This is a genomic window from Paenibacillus lacisoli (genome assembly GCF_030580655.1).
GTDB classification, from domain to species: Bacteria; Bacillota; Bacilli; order Paenibacillales; family Paenibacillaceae; genus Paenibacillus; species Paenibacillus lacisoli.
Genome location: NZ_JAUQTB010000004.1, coordinates 185,323 through 204,121, shown reverse-complemented (window position 1 = coordinate 204,121; position 18,799 = coordinate 185,323). Strand labels below are relative to the sequence as shown.

At 51.9% G+C, this 18,799-nt stretch carries 16 protein-coding genes; 8 read left to right on the top strand and 8 right to left on the bottom strand.

What is annotated here, in order from left to right; all coding sequences use genetic code 11:
* The first annotated feature begins 132 nt into the window (after window positions 1–132).
* Both Q5741_RS10325 and Q5741_RS10320 read left to right on the top strand, forming a co-directional pair.
* Window positions 133–1,389, top strand: coding sequence for a DUF445 domain-containing protein (locus Q5741_RS10325; RefSeq protein ID WP_305024007.1), 1,257 nt, complete (start codon window positions 133–135; stop codon window positions 1,387–1,389).
* Window positions 1,390–1,582: 193 nt separating this feature from the next.
* A complete protein-coding gene (locus Q5741_RS10320) occupies window positions 1,583–2,545 on the top strand; it encodes a copper amine oxidase N-terminal domain-containing protein (RefSeq protein WP_305024006.1) in 963 nt (320 codons plus the stop codon).
* Window positions 2,546–2,619: 74 nt separating this feature from the next.
* On the opposite strand, the gene Q5741_RS10315 is transcribed toward Q5741_RS10320, so the two are convergent.
* From Q5741_RS10315 to Q5741_RS10305, 3 genes are all read right to left on the bottom strand, one after another.
* Complete coding sequence (locus Q5741_RS10315; RefSeq protein WP_305024005.1) at window positions 2,620–3,657, bottom strand: substrate-binding domain-containing protein; 1,038 nt, start codon at window positions 3,655–3,657, stop codon at window positions 2,620–2,622.
* Between the two features lie 176 nt (window positions 3,658–3,833).
* Entirely contained in the window at window positions 3,834–5,015 is a 1,182-nt protein-coding gene (locus tag Q5741_RS10310; RefSeq protein ID WP_305024004.1) for a glycoside hydrolase family 130 protein, read from the bottom strand.
* Entirely contained in the window at window positions 5,012–6,187 is a 1,176-nt protein-coding gene (locus Q5741_RS10305) for an AGE family epimerase/isomerase (protein ID WP_305024003.1), read from the bottom strand. Before Q5741_RS10305 ends, Q5741_RS10310 begins: the two co-directional genes overlap by 4 nt.
* A 276-nt stretch (window positions 6,188–6,463) precedes the next feature.
* On the opposite strand from Q5741_RS10305, the gene Q5741_RS10300 reads away from it, so the two are divergent.
* The 6 genes from Q5741_RS10300 to Q5741_RS10275 all read left to right on the top strand — a co-directional run bounded on the left by Q5741_RS10300 (window position 6,464) and on the right by Q5741_RS10275 (window position 12,237).
* Window positions 6,464–7,783, top strand: coding sequence for an ABC transporter substrate-binding protein (locus Q5741_RS10300; protein ID WP_305024002.1), 1,320 nt, complete (start codon window positions 6,464–6,466; stop codon window positions 7,781–7,783).
* 86 nt (window positions 7,784–7,869) lie between these two features.
* Entirely contained in the window at window positions 7,870–8,751 is an 882-nt protein-coding gene (locus Q5741_RS10295; RefSeq protein WP_305024001.1) for a carbohydrate ABC transporter permease, read from the top strand.
* Between the two features lie 2 nt (window positions 8,752–8,753).
* Window positions 8,754–9,587 carry a carbohydrate ABC transporter permease gene (locus Q5741_RS10290; protein WP_305024000.1) on the top strand — a complete coding sequence of 278 codons (834 nt, stop codon included), beginning with the start codon at window positions 8,754–8,756 and terminating at the stop codon, window positions 9,585–9,587.
* A gap of 43 nt (window positions 9,588–9,630) precedes the next feature.
* Window positions 9,631–10,566 carry a glycoside hydrolase family 113 gene (locus tag Q5741_RS10285; protein WP_305023999.1) on the top strand — a complete coding sequence of 312 codons (936 nt, stop codon included), beginning with the start codon at window positions 9,631–9,633 and terminating at the stop codon, window positions 10,564–10,566.
* A 29-nt stretch (window positions 10,567–10,595) separates the two neighbouring features.
* The gene (locus Q5741_RS10280; protein ID WP_305023998.1) at window positions 10,596–11,558 is read left to right on the top strand and encodes an acetylxylan esterase; all 963 of its coding nucleotides are present in this window, start codon (window positions 10,596–10,598) and stop codon (window positions 11,556–11,558) included.
* Between the two features lie 208 nt (window positions 11,559–11,766).
* A complete protein-coding gene (locus tag Q5741_RS10275) occupies window positions 11,767–12,237 on the top strand; it encodes a KGG domain-containing protein (RefSeq protein WP_305023997.1) in 471 nt (156 codons plus the stop codon).
* Window positions 12,238–12,416: 179 nt separating this feature from the next.
* On the opposite strand, the gene Q5741_RS10270 is transcribed toward Q5741_RS10275, so the two are convergent.
* The 5 genes from Q5741_RS10270 to Q5741_RS10250 all read right to left on the bottom strand — a co-directional run bounded on the left by Q5741_RS10270 (window position 12,417) and on the right by Q5741_RS10250 (window position 18,612).
* Window positions 12,417–13,112: a YcnI family copper-binding membrane protein gene (locus tag Q5741_RS10270; protein WP_305023996.1), complete on the bottom strand. Its 696-nt coding sequence runs from the start codon at window positions 13,110–13,112 to the stop codon at window positions 12,417–12,419.
* A 79-nt stretch (window positions 13,113–13,191) separates the two neighbouring features.
* Window positions 13,192–14,922 (bottom strand): copper resistance CopC/CopD family protein, encoded by a 1,731-nt coding sequence (locus tag Q5741_RS10265; protein WP_305023995.1) that lies wholly within the window; start codon window positions 14,920–14,922, stop codon window positions 13,192–13,194.
* A 200-nt stretch (window positions 14,923–15,122) separates the two neighbouring features.
* Window positions 15,123–15,785, bottom strand: coding sequence for a response regulator (locus tag Q5741_RS10260; protein ID WP_305023994.1), 663 nt, complete (start codon window positions 15,783–15,785; stop codon window positions 15,123–15,125).
* Entirely contained in the window at window positions 15,782–16,615 is an 834-nt protein-coding gene (locus tag Q5741_RS10255) for a sensor histidine kinase (protein ID WP_305023993.1), read from the bottom strand. The genes Q5741_RS10260 and Q5741_RS10255 overlap by 4 nt, the downstream gene beginning before the upstream one ends.
* A 122-nt stretch (window positions 16,616–16,737) precedes the next feature.
* A complete protein-coding gene (locus tag Q5741_RS10250; RefSeq protein ID WP_407074341.1) occupies window positions 16,738–18,612 on the bottom strand; it encodes a bifunctional diguanylate cyclase/phosphohydrolase in 1,875 nt (624 codons plus the stop codon).
* Window positions 18,613–18,799: the final 187 nt, after the last annotated feature.

The following is an 18,799-nucleotide window of genomic DNA, read 5'->3' as shown; positions in this document are numbered from 1 at the left end:
CTCTGCCTTTGGAATTGCCGCCGGGCGGTGATATGATGTTGTACGCAGGGTAATAGATCTAGTTAGGTCCGAAATTTACCGCTGCCGCTTTTCGTGATAATAGATGTGTCCTTTAATGGAGGTATGGAATATATGGCTAAAGAAAAACAAACCAAACGTGCAGCCGCCTGGTCGCTGGTCGCTATGGGCGCCGGCTTCGTCGCTTCGCTGCCGTTTCAGGAATATACCGCTGGACGCCTGCTGGCAGGCTCCTTTGAAGCAGGAATGGTAGGGGGATTGGCAGACTGGTTCGCCGTAACGGCGCTCTTCCGCCACCCGCTGGGCATTCCAATTCCGCATACTGCGCTGCTGCCGAAGAACCGCGGTAAAATTACGGATGCTCTGGTGAATACGGTGGAGAATAACCTGCTGAACAAAGAAAGCATCGCCTCCAAAATTGCGGAGGTCCGGCTGGGGGGGATGCTGCTTGACACCGCGGAACGGGAGCTGCGCTCCCCGCAGGCGGCAGCGGCTATTGATGGTATGCTGAAGCAGCTGATCCGGAAGGCTCCGCTGGAGCAGCTTGCACCGGTAATTACCGCTGAAATCCGCAAGCAGGTTACTGCCTTTGATGCCGGACCGCTGCTGACGCTGCTGGCCCGCCAGATTGAGGAGCGGGGGTATGACCGTATTGCACTGGATTATGGATTGAACCGGGCTGAAGCCTGGCTGATGAAGCCGGAGACGATGTATACCCTTGGACAGATGGGGATGCGCGCGGTGAGCGGACTGCAGGTGAACGGTCTGATGCAGTTTGCCCTGAACGCCTTCCTCGGCTATCTGAATGAAGAGCGGCTCGGCGGTATGATTCAGCAGTTTCTGCTGGACCAGGTGACGGAACTTCAGGAGGAAGGCGGACAGCGCAGAGAAGCTATTCTCTACGGGCTGCGCCGGCAGCTTGGTGAACTGTCGGAAAGTGAACGTGTAAGAGAAGGCGTGAATACATGGAAGAACGGCCTGATGAACAGCTGGGACGGGGAGGCACTCGTGCTTGCCAAGATGGAGGAGCTGCGGTCACGGATCCTGGATTATATGGAGGATGGCTCTTACGTGAACCTTCACATCATGCCGCTGCTGGAAGGGCTTCTTCAGGATTTGCGAGGGAGTGAAGAGACGATGGAGCGGCTGAACGCCAAAATCGTTGACATCGCAACAGGTATCGTGGAAGCGAACCACAGCCGGATCGGCAAGCTGGTCAGGGAGAACATTGAGAAGATGGACAATGAAACGCTGATTGCCATGATGGAGGACAAGCTGGGCCAGGACCTGCAGTGGATCCGCATCAATGGGGCGGTGACCGGTTTTGTAATTGGTGTAGTGCTGACAGGTCTCCGAATGTTTCTGGAATAAACCAGGGGGAGTGTATATCCGGTTCTGAGGACAACAGGCTGAAGAGAGAGGTGATCCGCGAGGATCCCCCTCTCTTTTTTTGTATCTGTATTTCTAACAAATTAGGCCATCGTACCCCTTCATAATAAGCAGCAAATCTCCGTTATATACTCCAGGTATTATCCTATTCAAACAGCACAGAGGAGGAGCAACAATGAAGAAATTGGGATCAACACTGCTGACAGGTCTGCTGGTATTGGGTCTGACAGCGGGGACAGCTTTGGCCAAGCCGGAGCATGCTGGCAAGCCGGGCAATGGAGCCAATCCGCCGCAGGCGGCGGCATCGAAGAATGCAGACAAGGGCAAGCCGGAGGACAAGGGCAATCCGGGGAAAGGTAATGACAAGAAGGATAACAAGCCGGCGGGTTCAGTGTCGAGTGCTGTATACGGTAATGATTCATCCGCTTCGGTGACCGACGCTGTCTATGGCAGCGGCAAGGGACCACAGGGTTACAAAGGACTGCTGAACGCCATTAATCATACGAAGGATAAGCCGGCAGGTTCTGTAATCGCCAACCTGCTGCTGACCAAATATCCGGATCGTCTGACACCGGAGCTGACTGCGGAACTGGAGGGCATTAAGGCATCTCGTGATGCACTTTCCAAAGCAGCCGAGCTGCTCGCGAAGAACGGCAGTGTAACCGATGCGGTATACATGCAGCAGGAGGCTGTACTGGCGGATGTCACGGATCTGGACGGCTACATCACGCTGGATAAGCTCAGTCGTCAGGCCGGTGAGAAGCAGGGCAAGAAGCTGTTCGTTAATGGTGTCCGCTACCAGGGAACAACTCCGGTTGTGACCAATGGAACAACGCTCGTTCCGTTCCGCACCGTATCCGAGGCACTCCAGGCGGATGTGTCCTACAACCCAGCTAACAAGACGGTGACAGTGAAACGCGGTTCAGATACGGTTGTCCTGTACCTGAACAGCAAAAAAGCGCTGGTAAACGGCAAGGCCGTTAGTCTGCAGACAGCAGCCGTTGTGAAGAGCGGTGTAACGCTCGTCCCGATTCGACTCGTGAGCGAAGCACTGGGTGCCACGGTGAAGTGGGAGCCTGAGAGCCAATCTGTTATCGTGTATGAAGAATCTTCGGCGTCAGCCGCTGCTGCGGAATAACCGGAATTTTATGATTTCATAATAAAAGGGTGTTATCTTCCAGGCTGTAAAGCCTCGGAGATAACACCCTTTGTTTAATGATGAGAAACTTCGTCCTGCAAAGATTTATTCTTCTCGTTGACCGACTCCCGGTAAATGATCTTGCCCTGTACAAGGACCCGGCCAAAACGCACTTCAGGTGAACTAATTTTCCTGAGCAGAGAGTGAATGGCGGTCTGGGCCATTTTCTCAATGTCCACCTCAACCGTCGTCAGATGAGGTTCGGTTAACGTCGCGAACACGTCGTTATCGAAGCCGACAACAGAGCAGTCTTCCGGCACGCGGTGCCCCAGTGATTTCAGCTTCAGCACAAGCAGGTGTGCAATCTGGTCACAGTTGCAGACAAATGCCGTAGGCAGCTCTTCAGGTATGTCGATATCAATAAAGCTGCCCTCATCGTCACGGTCATTCAGAATCCAGCTTTCCTTCAGCGGGATCCGGTGCTCCAGCAGCGACTTGTAATACCCCAGATAACGGTCCTGAATGCTGCTCGTGGAATAAATGTTACCGACGTAGGCGATGCTGCGGTGTCCCTGTTGGATCAGATAGTTGGTCAATTCATACGCGCAGTAGAAGTTGTCTGTGGTCACCGAGTCAATATCCGCATGCTCGTCATAGAAGTCGAGGAACAGTTTGGGCTGTTCGATCTGCTCTACGGCTTCAATGTAGGGCTTGCTGATCTGCCCGAGGATGATGAAGCCATCTACCTTACGGTCATAATAGACGCGGGGCAGGTTCAGCTGCTTCTCATCTTCGTGAGTCAGGATATGCAGAATGCCATAATAACCGTACCGCTCCAGCGCAATGGAGATTTCCTGATAGACCCGCAGATAGAAGGACTGTGCCGGCCCGGTGAACCTCTCGGGAATAACCACACCAATATTGTAGGTGAGGCCTTCCTTCATGGATTTGGCAACCGTATTGATCCGGTAACCCATCTCACCAGCCAGCAGCTTGATGCGTTCCTTGAGCTCTTCGCTGACGCCCTCCTTATCATTCAGAGCCTTAGAGACGGTAACGCTGCTGACACCCATTTTCTCGGCAATGTCCCGCATGGTGATATTCTTGTTCATCCCGCCAACTCCTTAACCAACGCTTGCTGTATACAAGTCCGTATTATTGAACCCCAGCTGCTTCCTGCAGCCGGAAGTTCAATCTGTTGTTCATTGACTTCAAGTATACCCTGTTCCAGATCACTAATAAAGAAGGATGTAGAGGGAAGGGAAGGATGATGTGCAATGCCTGTGCTTTAAGACTGGCTGCGCAGGAGCTGTTCATTCTTTTCGATGAGCCTGGCTCGTTGTGCGGCATTCTGCAATGAGCGGAACTCGTCTTCCGGTGTATTAAATGTGTAATCAATTAACCGCTCAACAGTTGTTGTGGCGACATGGATCCGGGTATCACTTGATGCGTAATAGATGAATACTTCGTTCTTCTCGTTCACAACCGCCCCGTTGCAGAAAATGACGTTGGAGACATCTCCGACGCGTTCATCATCATAAGGGGCGATAAAATGTCCGCCCGGTTTGGCAATCACTTGGGTTGGATCACTCAGGCTGGTAGCGAACGTATACAGCACATAGCGCAGCCCGGCAGCTGTATTGCGGACGCCGTGTGCAATATGAATCCAGCCGCGGTCTGTCCGGATGGGAGCAGGCCCCTGGCCGTTCTTTACCTCATACACAGTGTGATAGCGGCGCTCGTCGATAACGGTTTCGTGCTCAATGACAGGATTCAGAATATCCTTGCAGAGACCAAAGGCAATGCCCCCGCCAGATCCGGTGGAAATAAATCCATCCTGGGGGCGGGTATAGAAGGCGTATTGACCGTCCACGAATTCGGGATGGAGCACGACATTGCGCTGCTGCGGGGAACCGGTTGTAATGTTCGGCAGGCGCTCCCAGCTCTTCAGGTCCCGGGTCCTTACCAGTCCCGCCTGAGCGACAGCGCTTGATGTATCAGAGACGGGTGCCTCCGGATCCTTCTGTTCGGAGCAATAGATGCCGTAAATCCAGCCGTCTTCATGCTTCACAAGCCGCATATCATACATGTTCGTCTCATTCGGATCGACATCATCCCAGACCAGCGGCCGGTCCACGAAGCGGAATTGATCGATTCCGGTATCGCTTTCTGCCAGGGCGAAAATGGATTTGCGGTCCAGACCTTCGGTCCGGGACACCAGAATGTACTTGCCTTCGTGATAGATGGCACCCGGATTCAGCGTAGCATTGATGCCAAGCCGTTCCATGAAGAACGGATTTCTCCCTGCATCCAGGTCAAATCGCCAGTGGATGGGTACATGATGCCTCGTCAAAACAGGATGTTTGTAACGGTCATAGACACCATTATAGAAATCGGTATTGTGTTCATTGGGACGGGAGAGCAGTTCTTCCTGGCGTGCTGCGAGTTCAGCATATTTATCATGGATCATGCCTGGTTCATCCTTTCAATCAGTTCTATACAAAAGCGGCTGTTGTGATACGGGCATTTCCACGGACCTGCAATCTCGCGGCTGTCAGGCTGCCCGCTTCCCTGAACCGACCAGTACCATTCCCCGCCGTTTCTGGAATCAATAATATGAGCCTTGGTGTAGGCCCACATCTGCTGGATCCTTTCCAGGAAACGTTCATCCCCGGTCCGCTGGTAGGCGTTATAGAAGCCAACCATAGCCTCAGCCTGCACCCACCAGATCCGGGTGTCATCGATATGGTCCCCGTGCCGCTCATTTATCAGTGAACCGTCAGGTTGGACAGCTGTGTCCGCAATCTGATAGGCGATATCAATCACCATCCGGACATAATCGGGATTCGCGGAACCGATAGCCTGTAGAGCGTCGTCGATCAGCCAGCTTGCTTCAATATCGTGACCGAACGAGGTCAGATCGAGCAAGGAGTTCCAACTGCGGTCGAAGAACACATTCAGACGTTTCCTGACCGGGTCATATACCCGTTGGTAGAGCATGGAGAGAAGGTTCTCCAGTGCAGAATGTACAAGAGGATCCGGCCAGACGCGGTAGAGCGTAGTATAGGCCTCGAGTATATGAATAGTGGTGTTCATTGTAATCTCCGCGACAACACCATTCTCGCTGAGCATTTCATTCGGCTGCTCGTTCCATTCGCGGTCGAACTCTTCCTTATAAGCCTGGATTTGCGGATCATACCCTTTCCCTTCAACTAATGCGAAAATATTTTGGGCCAGGGAGAGCGCCTCCTGATCGCCAGTGGCACGGCAGTATTCGCTAAGCGAGTAAACGGCAAAGGATTGTGCATAGATATGTTTCCGTGTATCCTGCGGCCTGCCGCTATAGTCTGCCATCCAGTAGATTCCGCCGTATTCCTGGTCGTATAGCCGGTCCCTCAGAAATAAATATGCATGTCTTGCGTGTCCCGCCCACTGCGGATCCCGGGTTACCCGGTAGGCTGCTGCAAAAGACCACAGCTGACGGGCAGCAGCAATCCCTCCCTTAGGAGCAAGCGGGTCTCTCTCCAGATGAACGTTGACTTCACCGTAATATCCTCCATGTTCCAAGTCCTGCAGTCCTGCCCAGAAAGGGAGAATATGCTCCTGCCACTCTTTGCTGACTTCCTGCTGCATTATTTCCAATGTATAATAACACTTCCTTTTCATAAAGTTATCGTTAACCTTACAAAAATAGTTTAAACACTTGATTATTACGTTGTCAATCAGATAATCAGCATGAATAAGAATGAACATAAGGTCGTTAAGTAATCAATAAGTATTGTTTTTTAGGGAATAGAGAAAAGTTAAGCGCATACAAAATATTTTGAATTACATATTGACTCGAAAGCGTTACCAATATAGAATGCATTTGTAACCTTATCGATTAACTAATATTGAGCTAAAGAAAGGGGTTCTAACATGAACAAAAGGAAGTTTGCGTCTGTATTCCTGTCCCTGATGCTGGTGGCGGGTCTGTTCGCGGGTTGTTCTTCCAAACAAGAGGAGAGCAGCGGCGGAGCTGCTGCCAGTAATGATCCCAAAGAGCTGAAAGGCGATATCACGGTCATTACGCAGCGCACAGATATCGTTGATACCGTTTTTCAGGATTATAAAAAGAAATTTAATGAGAAATATCCTAATATCAACGTACAGTTTGAGGCTCTCTCAGATTATGAGGGACAGATCAAGGTACGTATGGGCACCAAAGACTACGGTGATGTCCTGCTGATTCCAACCAGCATTCCGATTGCCGATATTCCGGACTTCTTCGAGCCGCTGGGCTCTTATGATGAAATGAAAGCGAAGTATACAGGCATCGAGGAACGTATGGTGGATAACAAGGTATACGGAGTTCCGATCGCTATTACGTATTCCGGTGTGATCTATAACAAAAAAGTGTTTAACGATGCAGGCGTCACAGAAATTCCGAAAACACCGGATCAATTCCTGGCTGCTCTGAAGCAGGTTAAAGCCAAAACAAGCGCAGTGCCGCTGTATACCAACTATGCTGCCGGCTGGCCATTAACCCAGTGGGAAGCGGATGTGCCTACGATGGCAGGCGACCCGGATTATGTGAATGTGACTCAGCCTAACTCGGATGACAACTTCGTTCCAGGCCAGCCGCACTATGATCTGTACAAAATTATGTATGACGTAGCCAAGGAAGGCTTGATTGAAAAGGATCCGACGACTACGGACTGGGAGAGCTCCAAGGCGGATATGGCAAACGGCAAGATCGCAACAATGGTTCTTGGTTCCTGGGCGATTGACCAGATCAAAGGTCTGGCACAGAACAAGGACGATATCGGTTTCATGCCGTTCCCTACCAACGCTTCTAAGGTTATGGTACCGCTGGCGGCCGATTATAACGTTGGTATCAACGTGAATAGTGAGAACAAGGAAGCAGCCAGAGCCTGGTTAGACTGGTTCTTGAACGAATCCAATTATGCTGTGGAGCAGGCTGGAAGTGTAAGCCCGGTTGTAGGCGCTGCGCTGCCAGATATTTTGAAACAGTATGGTGAGCAGGGCGTTGAGTTCAAGACACTGACTCCAGGTAAAGCCGGACAGGAAGGTCTTGTAGACAAGATTGATAAGGAAGCAGAGATCGGTCTCTGGCAGCCTGACTTCAAGAAGATGATTATTGAATCTGGTATCGGCAACCGTAAAGAATCCTATGACGACATCATGAAGGCCCTCAATGAAAAATGGGTTAAAGCCCGCAAGGAAGTCGCGGAATAATCCATCCGAATCCTGCAGCCGGTCGAGATCGCCGTCCCAATAAGGCGATCTTGTCCGGCACTTTCAATTCGAACCGGAGGTGCATGATGTTAAAATTCTCAAATTTGAGCTACAAGTCCCAGAGAAAGGTGATTATTGCTGCGTTCTCCCTGATTCCGCTCGTGCTGCTGGCGGTCTTCGCTTACCTGCCGGTCTTTAACATGTTCCGTTACAGCTTTACCGACTGGAACGGTTACAGCAAGCATATGGATTATGTCGGCTTTGATAATTACAAGAAGATTTTTACGGACAGTGAGTACTTCTCTGTATTTAAAGTCAGCCTGTATTACTTTGTCGGTACATTCGTGCAGATGGGGCTGGCACTTTATTTTGCAACCATTCTCAGCTTTAAGGTCCGTTTCAAGAACTTTTTCAAAGGCGTCCTATTCTTCCCTTATATGCTGAACGGCGTAGCGATTGGTTTCATCTTCCTGTTTTTCTTCCGGCCGGATGGTACCTTTGATACCCTGCTGAATGCGCTGGGACTCAGCCATTATATTAATCTTTGGCTGGGGAACCCGGATATTATCAACGTCTCGCTGGCAGGAGCCTCGGTATGGAGATACATGGGCTTTAACTTCATTATCTTTCTCGGCGCGATCAGCTCCATTGACCGGGATATCTATGAAGCGGCCGATATCGATGGTGCAAACCGCTGGCATCAGTTCCGTCATATCATTCTGCCGAGCATCAAGCGTATCCTGCAGCTGAACCTGATCCTGGCCATCAGCGGTGCGATCAGTGCCTTTGACATTCCTTACATTATGGTAGACGGTGCGAATGGAAGTAAAACCTTTGTTATCCAGACCATTGACGTGGCCTTCAAGTACAGCAAGCTGGGTCTGGCTTCTGCGATGGCGGTCGTTCTGCTGTTTATCGTTATCATAGTCACGCTTCTGCAGCGGCTGGCGGTTAGGGAGGAGAAATAAAGATGAACATGCTCAAACAATCATCCGCAGGTATCTTTAAATATGTGACACTGCTGCTCGGTGCTTTTGTAGCACTGCTGCCGATCGTGGTTGTCTTCTTCGCCTCTTTCAAAACGAAGGCGGAATATGGCTCCACCAGTCCGCTTACACCACCGGCCGACTGGCTGAATTTTGCTAACTATACGAAGGCCTTCATTGACGGCAAAATGCTCATGGGCTTCGCAAATACGGCCTTCATTCTCATTATCTCAATCATTGGTGCCACGCTGACAGGCTCCATGATTGCCTTTGTACTCAGCCGTTTCAAATTCAGAGGCAGCAAACTAATGATGGGTGCCTTTCTGCTTGCTACCCTCATTCCAAGTGTAACGACCCAGGTGGCAACCTTTCAGATTATCAGTGCCCTTGACCTCGTGAATACCCGCTGGGCTGCCATTGTTCTTTATCTCGGTACTGACATTATTGCCGTATATATTTTCCTGCAGTTTCTGGATTCCATTGCCGTAGCGCTGGATGAGTCCGCTATGCTGGACGGTGCATCCTACTTCACCATCTATTGGCGCATCATTCTGCCGCTGCTGAAGCCGGCCATCGTAACTGTGATTATCGTCAAGGGCGTCAATATCTACAACGATTTCTATACCCCGTTTCTGTATATGCCGAAGTCAGGTCTGCAGGTTATATCAACCGCACTATTCAAGTTTAAAGGGCCGTATGGCTCGCAGTGGGAAGTGATCAGCGCCGGCATCATGATCGCCATCATTCCGACACTGATCATCTTCCTGTTCCTGCAGAAATACATTTATAACGGACTGACGAACGGCTCTGTGAAATAAGAAGGATCGATACAGCCTGAGACACCGTACTAAGGAGGACAAGATGGACTATATTAAAGGTTTTACTTTCGGCTGGATGAACCGGAGGGGCGATTTCCGCAAGCCGGAGGCAAAGGAATCGCTGAGACTGCTGCAGGAACGGACAGGAACAACGCATGTCATCTTTGCCCTGGCCGCCCTTCAGGATACTCCGCATACGACAGTTGTTCATTATCAGGGTGAGCATATGGTTGAAGATGAAGAACTGCTGGATATGATTGCATATGCCCAGTCGCTGGGGATGAAGACGATCATGAAACCTACAGTTAACTGCTCGGATGGGACTTGGCGGGCACATATCAATTTCTTTGATTTGGATGTTCCGTGTGAACCGAAATGGCATGAATGGTTCGAGAGCTATACAGCCTATCAGCTGCATTATGCCCGCCTGGCCGAACAGTCCGGCTGCGAGATGATGATCGTAGGATGTGAGATGGTACAGACGGAGCGCAGGGCATCAGAATGGCGCAAGCTGATCGGGAAGGTGCGCGGGGAATATAAAGGGCTGATTTCATACAACACAGATAAATATCAGGAAGGTAACGTCAGCTGGTGGGATGCTGTGGATGTCATTTCTTCCAGCGGATATTACCCGATCAACGATTGGGTGCGGCAGCTGGACCGGATTGAGACCATTATTGCTCCTTTTAACCGTCCGTTCTTCTTCGCTGAAGCGGGCTGTCCGAGCCGTGCCGGATCTTCGATGATTCCGAACGATTGGGGGCTGCAGGGCAAAGTCAACGTGGAGGAGCAGCAGGCTTTCTATGAAACGATGTTCCGTCATGCTTCCCAGCGGGATTGGGTGAGCGGGTTCGGCCTGTGGGACTGGGAGGCGCTGCTCTACCCCGAAGAAACGGCGCGTGTTAATGATGGTTACGGTGTTTATGGGAAGCCGGCTGAACGTGTGATCAAGGAATTTTATGATGGTATGGCAAAGTAGTAAATATTAAATATAAAGGAGGGCTGCAAATGCCCGCAGATATGCCTTTATCAGAGCTGTACAGCTATAACGGAATCAGTCCCAAACCGGCTGACTTTGATGACTACTGGGCCAGAGCTTTGAAGGAACTGGATAACCAGCCGCTTGATTACGAACTGGTTCCGGCGGAATTTCAATCTCCGCTTGCCGACTGTTTTCATCTTTATTTTACAGGTGTAGGCGGGGCGCGCATCCATTGCAAAATGGCACGGCCCAAAGTACCTGCTGCTGCGCCGGGACCGGGCTTGGCTTACTTTCACGGATACGCATGCGACAGCGGTGACTGGTCCGAGAAGGCGGGGTATGCAGCTTATGGCTTCACGGTGCTGGCCATGGACTGCCGCGGCCAGGGCGGTCTGTCCGAAGATAATCTGACGGTGCAGGGGACGACGGTGCGGGGGCATATGATCCGCGGGATTGACGATCCCGACCCGGATAAGCTGTATTACCGCAATGTGTTCCTCGATACGGTTCAGACGGTCCGCATTTTGATGTCCATGGAACAGGTGGATGAAGAGCGGATCGGTGTATTCGGGATGTCGCAGGGAGGAGCGCTGACTACAGCATGTGCGGCGTTGGAACCGCGTGTACGTTCAGCAGTTACTGTATATCCTTTCCTGTCCGACTATAAAAGGGCATTTGAACTGGATATCACGACTTCGGCTTACGAGGAGCTGCACTATTATTTCCGTTTTTTTGACCCGAATCACCGGCGGGAGGATACCGTGTTTAAGCGGCTTGGCTATATCGATATCCAGAATCTCGCAGACCGGATTCAAGGCAAAATACTATTCGTGACAGGGCTGACCGATACGGTCTGTCCGCCTTCCACGCAGTTTGCGGTGTATAACAAAATCCAGGCGGACAAAGAATTGCTCATCTACCACGAATACGGTCACGAATACCTGCCGTACCTGTCTGACCGTATTTTGCAGACATTCATGAAACTGTAAATAGTGAAGGCCCTGCCCGTGCTGGCAGGGTCTTTTTTCATATATTTAACAGCGCTTAATTCCTCACACAGCGGGTAAGTAGAGGTCAAGGAAGTGCTGAGCTGGATGACCAAGCGAGCTTCCGAATGTTTAAAAATTCTGTGTTCGGTTAATTACATATCGTCACAGATTTTACTAAAAATTCAAAAAATTCAGAGGAGTGATTAACATGGCAAAGAATCAAAACCAGAATGGCAAAATGAGTCGAGAAGAAGCGGGCCGTATGGGTGGAGAAGCTACTGCAAAAAATCATGACAAAGAATTTTATCAGGAAATCGGCCAAAAAGGCGGCGAAGCCACTTCAAATTCTCACGATAAACAATTTTATCAGGAGATCGGTCAAAAAGGCGGAGAGGCCACATCGGATTCCCATGGTAAGGAATTCTACCAAGAGATCGGTCAAAAAGGCGGGGAAGCCACTTCCGATTCCCATGGCAAAGACTTCTATCAGGAGATCGGTCAAAAAGGCGGAGAGGCCACATCGGATTCCCATGGTAAGGAATTCTACCAGGAGATTGGCCAAAAAGGCGGCGAATCCCGTAATAACTCTGGCAATGACGGCGGTGACGGCAAGATGAGCCGTGAAGAGGCAGGCCGCAAAGGCGGCGAGGCTCGTGCCCGCCAGCGTAACAAAGACTAAATTTTTTAGCAGCGATTAAGTGCATATATATATATTCTGTAATGACGACATCAGGCTGGGCCTGCTGCCGGGTTGCAGGAACATAAAGACCGCCGGGAAGCCCCGGCGGTTTTTTGGGTCTTTATTCTTTTGAATCATTATTGCTATAGTCAGCCCTGTCCCGGACGGAGGTGCATTTTTTAGCGGCTCCGGCGTTTACCCAAGGTTACGACCAAGGTAATGACGGATAAAACAAGAGCTGCAACCGCAATAATTAACGTTACTGTCCGGGTGGTATTTCCGCTGTCATCGGCCGGAGCACTGTTGGCATTATCCTTGCTCTCCGAAGAGGTACCTGTGCTGTCAGCAGCCCCTGCACTGTGATGGCCGCTGTCCGCAGGTGCTGCCGTCTCAGCTGGTGCGGCACTGATTTTGGTTATGGAGTGCGGATGATCTGCGCCTTCATCACCGGTCCACTCTACGATGCTGCCGTCGCTGTAATACTGGTAAGCATTCCAGGCTACCTCAGCATCGGCTGCCGGATTCTGCGCGACAAAGCTGAACAGCTGATATTGCCCAGGCTGAATGCCGTCCCCGGCTGCCGTCCAGGTCACTTGTGTAATAACATCCATGGAATTCTTCTCCAGGTCTACAGACCAGCCCGGGATCGGCTGATACTGCTTGAACATCACTTGTTCGGGCACTTTCAGTACAATCTTCGTGGTGGGCAGGTTTTTCTCAACCGGTACCTTCATGGAATAGGTTTCCCAGGCTTCTGTCTGCGAGACCGCCGGCTTGACGGATACATGGGCACTGGCGATGCCTGTGAACAGCATCATGGAAGCAGCTGCGGCTGCCATGACAGAGATCAGTTTTTTTGCTCCTTTAATTTTCATGAATCGTTAGCTCCTTCACTTTTAGAGAAATAATCTATTACATTCAGTTGGTTCCACTGATAGCAGTCTGCTGCCTGCATCAGGAATCGGGCGGGCTTACCTGTACGGTAAACGTGCTGTCAATGGCGTCGAGCGATTGGGTCAATGCATGCACTTTGACCTCGAATTCACCAAGCATGCTGAAAATACCTGAACTTTCAAACGGTTTGCCTTCGGCATAAGGCATCACGATCTCCTCGGTACCCATATCCATTTCGGTATGCCTGAGCGTCAAAGTCACCTGCTGAATGCCGGATACGGCTTGCTCCTGCGGGTCCAGAATCTGGACCTCAAAGCGGTTCCGGCCCACCTGGCCAGGGCTGATCATCAGTTTGACCTGATAGCCCTGGTCTGTCTTTTGCGTAACTGCATAGGGACCCGGCGGCTCCGGATGGGGCGGTGACAGGTGGGTCAACAGAGCGGCTAGCAGCAGAATGGCGGCACCAATTCCGAATTCCCACCAGATGCTTTTTCCTCCTGGGCTGCTTGTCTTATCCCGGTCCGGGGCTGCGGACTGTCTTCCGGCACGGAACTGTCGTGCCGCAAATCCCAGCATGGCCAGCATCAGCAGCGTCTTCGCGATCAGAACCAGACCGTAGGTGCTGCTCCACAGCGAAGACCAGGCCGGCAGATAGATGATGCTGCCGTAGACGCCGGTGGCTGCCAGCAGGGCCACCGCGTACATGCCCCAGCCGCCGAAGGAACGGATGGCCCGGGCATAGGCCTGCTTGCGCTGCAGCCCTTCCAGGCTGCGGACGGCCGCAGGCAGGCCGATGGCCATGACGGCGAGCGCGCCGATCCAGAAGGAGGCTGCCGCCAGATGGACGAAGTCCATCGCGATGGCCAGCCCCTTCCACGCCGCGGCGGCGGCATGGCCGCTGCTGGCCTGGGCCAGCATGATGCCCAGGACCAGGGCCACCGCCGCATGCGCGCACAAGGTACGCATGCGTGCCGATACATCGCGGTCCATCACCGCGATGAGCAGGACGCTCAGCAGCAGCGCCAGCACCGTCTGGATCAGCCAGACGGTGCCGAAGGCGGTATGCTGCAGCGTGTCCGCGAGCACGGCGGGCTTTATCGCTGCAAGCAGCGGCACGCCGGCATCCCAGGCAGCCTGCAGGGGCAGGCTGCACACCAGCGCTGCTGCCATCACGCCGTAGGCGCTCCACAGCAGCGGGCCGGTGCGCGGCAGGGGAGTCCAGCCGCGCATGTTGTCCTGGCCGTCAGCACGTCGACCCGGCGGGTAGACATAGAGCGGGAAGGCCAGGGCACCGAGCAGCACTGCCAATCCGGCGTACAGCAGCCAGCGGTCAGCGACCAGCTGGGGCTGCACGGCGTTGGCTTCCGCTGCCGGCTGCGGTGTGCCGGTTCCGCCAGCGGCTCCGGCGGGACCCACCTGGAAGGGGATCGTGCCTTGGATCGGATGACCGTCCCCGGAGAGTACCTTCCAGGAGATCAGGTAGGAGCCGTTCGGCAGGCCGGCGGCCAGATCATTCTCCAGCACAGCCGGATTACCGGGATCAATCCGGGCCTGATCGAGATCGACGCGCCGGCCGTTCTCGTTACTGACCTGGAGCGAATAGAAGGCTGATTGAACAGCTTCATTAAATTCAATAGTGATCTGCTGCGGCGGCTGATCCATTTCGGCATTTGCGGCCGGGGTGGACTGTACCACATAGGCGTGAGCCAGGGTTAGCTGGGGAAACAGCAGAAGGAACACCAGCCCGAGAATCAGCGTGCCTAATGTAAAGGACAAACGATGTCGTGTCATGTTGGTTTCACCTGCTTACACAGAAATTGGCTTGTACATTAACTTTATTATAGTTGCCGGAGACGGGCTTCCACATGACCACATTGGGCTATGCATCACCTAGAGCAGAATGGCAAATGTTACAGATGTGCGACAAAAAGAGGCTCCGGTTGGACCGAACCCTCGTAATGTGGTGGTTTAAAGCGGGAACATGCGATGATTCAAGACCGGTTAAATCTGCGCTCTACCAGACCCTGTTCCAGGGCATAGCGCGTGAGCTGCACCCGGTTCTCCAGCTGCAGCTTCTGCAGGATATTTTTGAGATGATTTTTGACAGTCTGGTCCGAAATGCCCAGGCCTTCACCGATTTCTTTGTTGGTGCTGCCGGAGGCAACCCAGTTCAGGATTTCACGCTCTCTGGCTGTAAGCGGAGAGGCCTGCTGCGTTTCTTTGGCCGATGTCGGGAACTCCTGCAAAATCCGGTACGCCAGCTCCCGGCTGAAGGGAGCTTCATCATTCACGATGGCACGCAGATATTCCAGCCAGGTGGAGGGGGCCAGGTTTTTAAGAAGATATCCCTGCGCCCCCTGGCGCAGCGCTTCGAACAAATGGGCCACATCATCGGAGACAGTAATCATTACAATTTTGACGTAAGGGTAACGCAGTTTGATCAGTCTGGTGGCTTCCAGTCCGTTCATACCGGGCATGCGGATATCCATAAGAATGAGGTCCGGCATCCACTGCTCTGTCAGCTCAAGGGCCTCTTCCGCGGATGAGGCCGTGCCGAGTACCTCAAAGCAGGGGTCTTCCGCAAGGATTTCACAGACCGCTTCACGGGCATGAGCTGAATCATCTGCAACAAGTACACGTATTCTGGTAGTCATAGGGTCTCCTCCTTCTGAATGATCATGCGGGTACAGCCGGGTTCGTGCTCGAATGAGAACATCCAGCCCATCTGGGCTGCCCGCTCCCGGGTGATGCGCAGGCCGTAACGGTCAGGGATAAGCAGCGGATCACCGGTAATACCGATACCGTCATCCTCAATGACCACTTCCCAGCCAGTCCTTGTTTTCCTGCCAACGACAGCGGTCCGTTCCGCTTGGGCGTGCTTGCGGGCATTCAGAAGACCTTCGCGTATACAAGCGAGCAGCTCGGCCTGTTCACGCGGTACCAGCTGGTCATCCGCGATGTGCCAGTCGAGCAGAGTGCCGGGCAGGATCGATTCCGTCAAAGCCGCAACCTTGCGGCGCAGATCAAGCGGCGGCTCTTCCGGCAATTCTTCGTGAACCTCACGCAGGTCGGAGATGGCCTGCCGAACGTAGCGGTTAACCTCATGAACCGTTTTGGTGATCTCCTGCAAATCCTGGGTAATAGCCGGGTTAGGATCATGGCGTTTGGCCTTATCGAGTTTGACGGACAGCAGGAAGAGCGACTGGGCGATGCCGTCATGCAGTTCACGGGCAAGCTGTTCCCTTGCTTCAAGTGAGGCTTTGGAGGCTCGTTCTCGTTCCAGCTCCGAGCGGGCCGTCTCCATCATGGTGAACAGCCGGCTGAGCAGAGTGACGCTAACGATGTATACAATAAGCGGAGTAAGCCAATTACCAGCTCCCATGGAGAGGTAGGGCATCAGCAGCTGGTGCCGGATATACTCCCATAAACCAACGGTAAGGGTCGGAATGAGCAGAATCATCCATTTTAGCTGTTTATAGGACATGGGAAATCTTCACCTCGAACAAGCATTTGGACCTAATTATACAGAAAGGGCACACTGCAAGCCATATATGACCTGCGGCGTACCCCTTTGTCTGCAGAAATGAGCTCCTAGAGCCGATACGGCTAGTCCAACATCGGACTTACAAGTTCGTCATTTTCCTCCTTACTGCTAACATGCATGTGGTGAAGGTCCTGAATATAGCGGATAAAGAGCTCCGTGAGTTCAGGATCAAATTGGGTGCCTGCACAGGCTCTGAGCTCCGTGATCGCCTGTTCCACACTTTTGGTCTGCTGGTATGGACGCTCGGTCGTCATCGCATCAAAAGAGTCAATAATTGTAAGCATCCGGCATAACCGTGGGATTTCGCTGCCTCTAAAGCCATAGGGGTACCCCTTGCCGTCATACCGTTCATGGTGCAGCTCGATATAGGGAATCAGCTCCTTGAAATTTTCGTTCGTGGAAGCGATTCTTTTGCCCCAGGTGACATGACTTTTGATGAGTTCCCATTCTTCGTCCGTCAGTTTCTCTTTTTTGTTCAGTACGTTCCAGGGAAGCTCCAGCTTGCCGATATCATGGATAAGTGCTCCTAGCACGAAGGTCCGTTTCTCCTGAGGCTGCAGCTGAAGGACCTCGCTCATATCCATCGCATATTTGAAAACCCTTTTGGAATGTTTGAACGTGCCGATGTCTTTATAGATAAACAAGTTCAGCTGCTGCTCAATATCGTGGATCTCCTGGCCCAGGTTAATTTCCTGCTCAATGCTGTTATGGCTGCCGTATGCGTGAACGACATTTTTACCCTGCTTTTTGGCATAATACAGCGCTTTGTCTGCCTGATCTACCAGCTGGGACTTGTCATACAGATCGATCTGGTAAGGCGCGACTCCTGCTGAGAAGGACAGGCAGCCGTGCGGGAAGATTTCGACACCGTCGAAATACGTATCATTCAGCTTTTTGCGGATGCGGTCAATATACCGGTAAGCCTCTTCCAGCTCCATACCGGGCATGAGCAGGGTGAATTCCTCGCCGCCATAGCGCGAAACGGTTACCTCGGACCCTTCGCTCTCCTGCTTCAAACGTTCCCCGAGAAAGCCTAACAGCTGATCGCCCTTGAGGTGTCCGAAATGATCGTTATATTTTTTGAAATCATCAATATCAATCAGAGCGAGTGTCAGCGGCGTGCCTTCAGCTTTGGCTTTGTGCATTTCCACTTCCAGGATGTTCTCGAAATAGCTGTGGTTAAAGAGGCCTGTCCGCCGATCCATATTGGCTTTTTCCTCAATTTTGCGGTACATGTCAAACAGCTGTTTGAAGGCGTGGGACAGCAGAATCGTGATGCCGAGGAACAGCAGCAGGCCCAGTATCCCGTTATGTACGATCAGGACCGTCAGAATGAGGGACAGAATCAGCGTACATAAATACACCAGCAGGGATTCCGCGAAGAAGCCGCGCAGGGAATCGTACAACGAATAACGGAAGCGGATAAAATAATACAAACCGATCGCGATGGCATTCGTTACACAATAAGCCGTCAGAGCGAGAAAATAGGGCAGCAAGTTTTCATTATCCAGTGGACCTGCTATCCCGCCTGCCCAGATGTATACGTAGGAAGAGACAAAAATCATTAAGCAGTATACCGAGAAATTAGCCATATGGCGCCAGACGTTAATTTTACGGTTGTACACGGCAACGATGATGGAAGATAACAGCAGGACAGAAAGGCTTAATTCACTTCCATAAATAAATATACATGCCAGGTAGATGGAGGAATCCATCGACTGGGTGTTGCCTTCAGGAGGCAGCTGGAAAGTGAAATACTCCATCATCAGGGCAGCGCCGAGCATCGTGTAGACAAGTACCCAATCGGATGTGGAGTAGCGGAAATAGGACCATTGATTGGTATGGATAAAAGCGGCCAGTCCGGCAACACACAAAACCGCGAGATACAAGTTGCCTGGCTCAAACCGTCTCACAAGGGTATGGAATTTGGACATCATGTTCTTCTCCTGCCTCTAATTTCGTTCTAGGATGTCAGGCATCGCGGCTTCGTCTCTGGAACCAGCCGGGATGCAGTTATTCGTGAGGATCCTTGTATAAAAAGATAACAAGGTCGGTCCATTAAAGCCAGAAAAAAAACAGGCCGAGAGATCAGCCTGTTTCAGTGATGCTATGTTTTAGATTAAG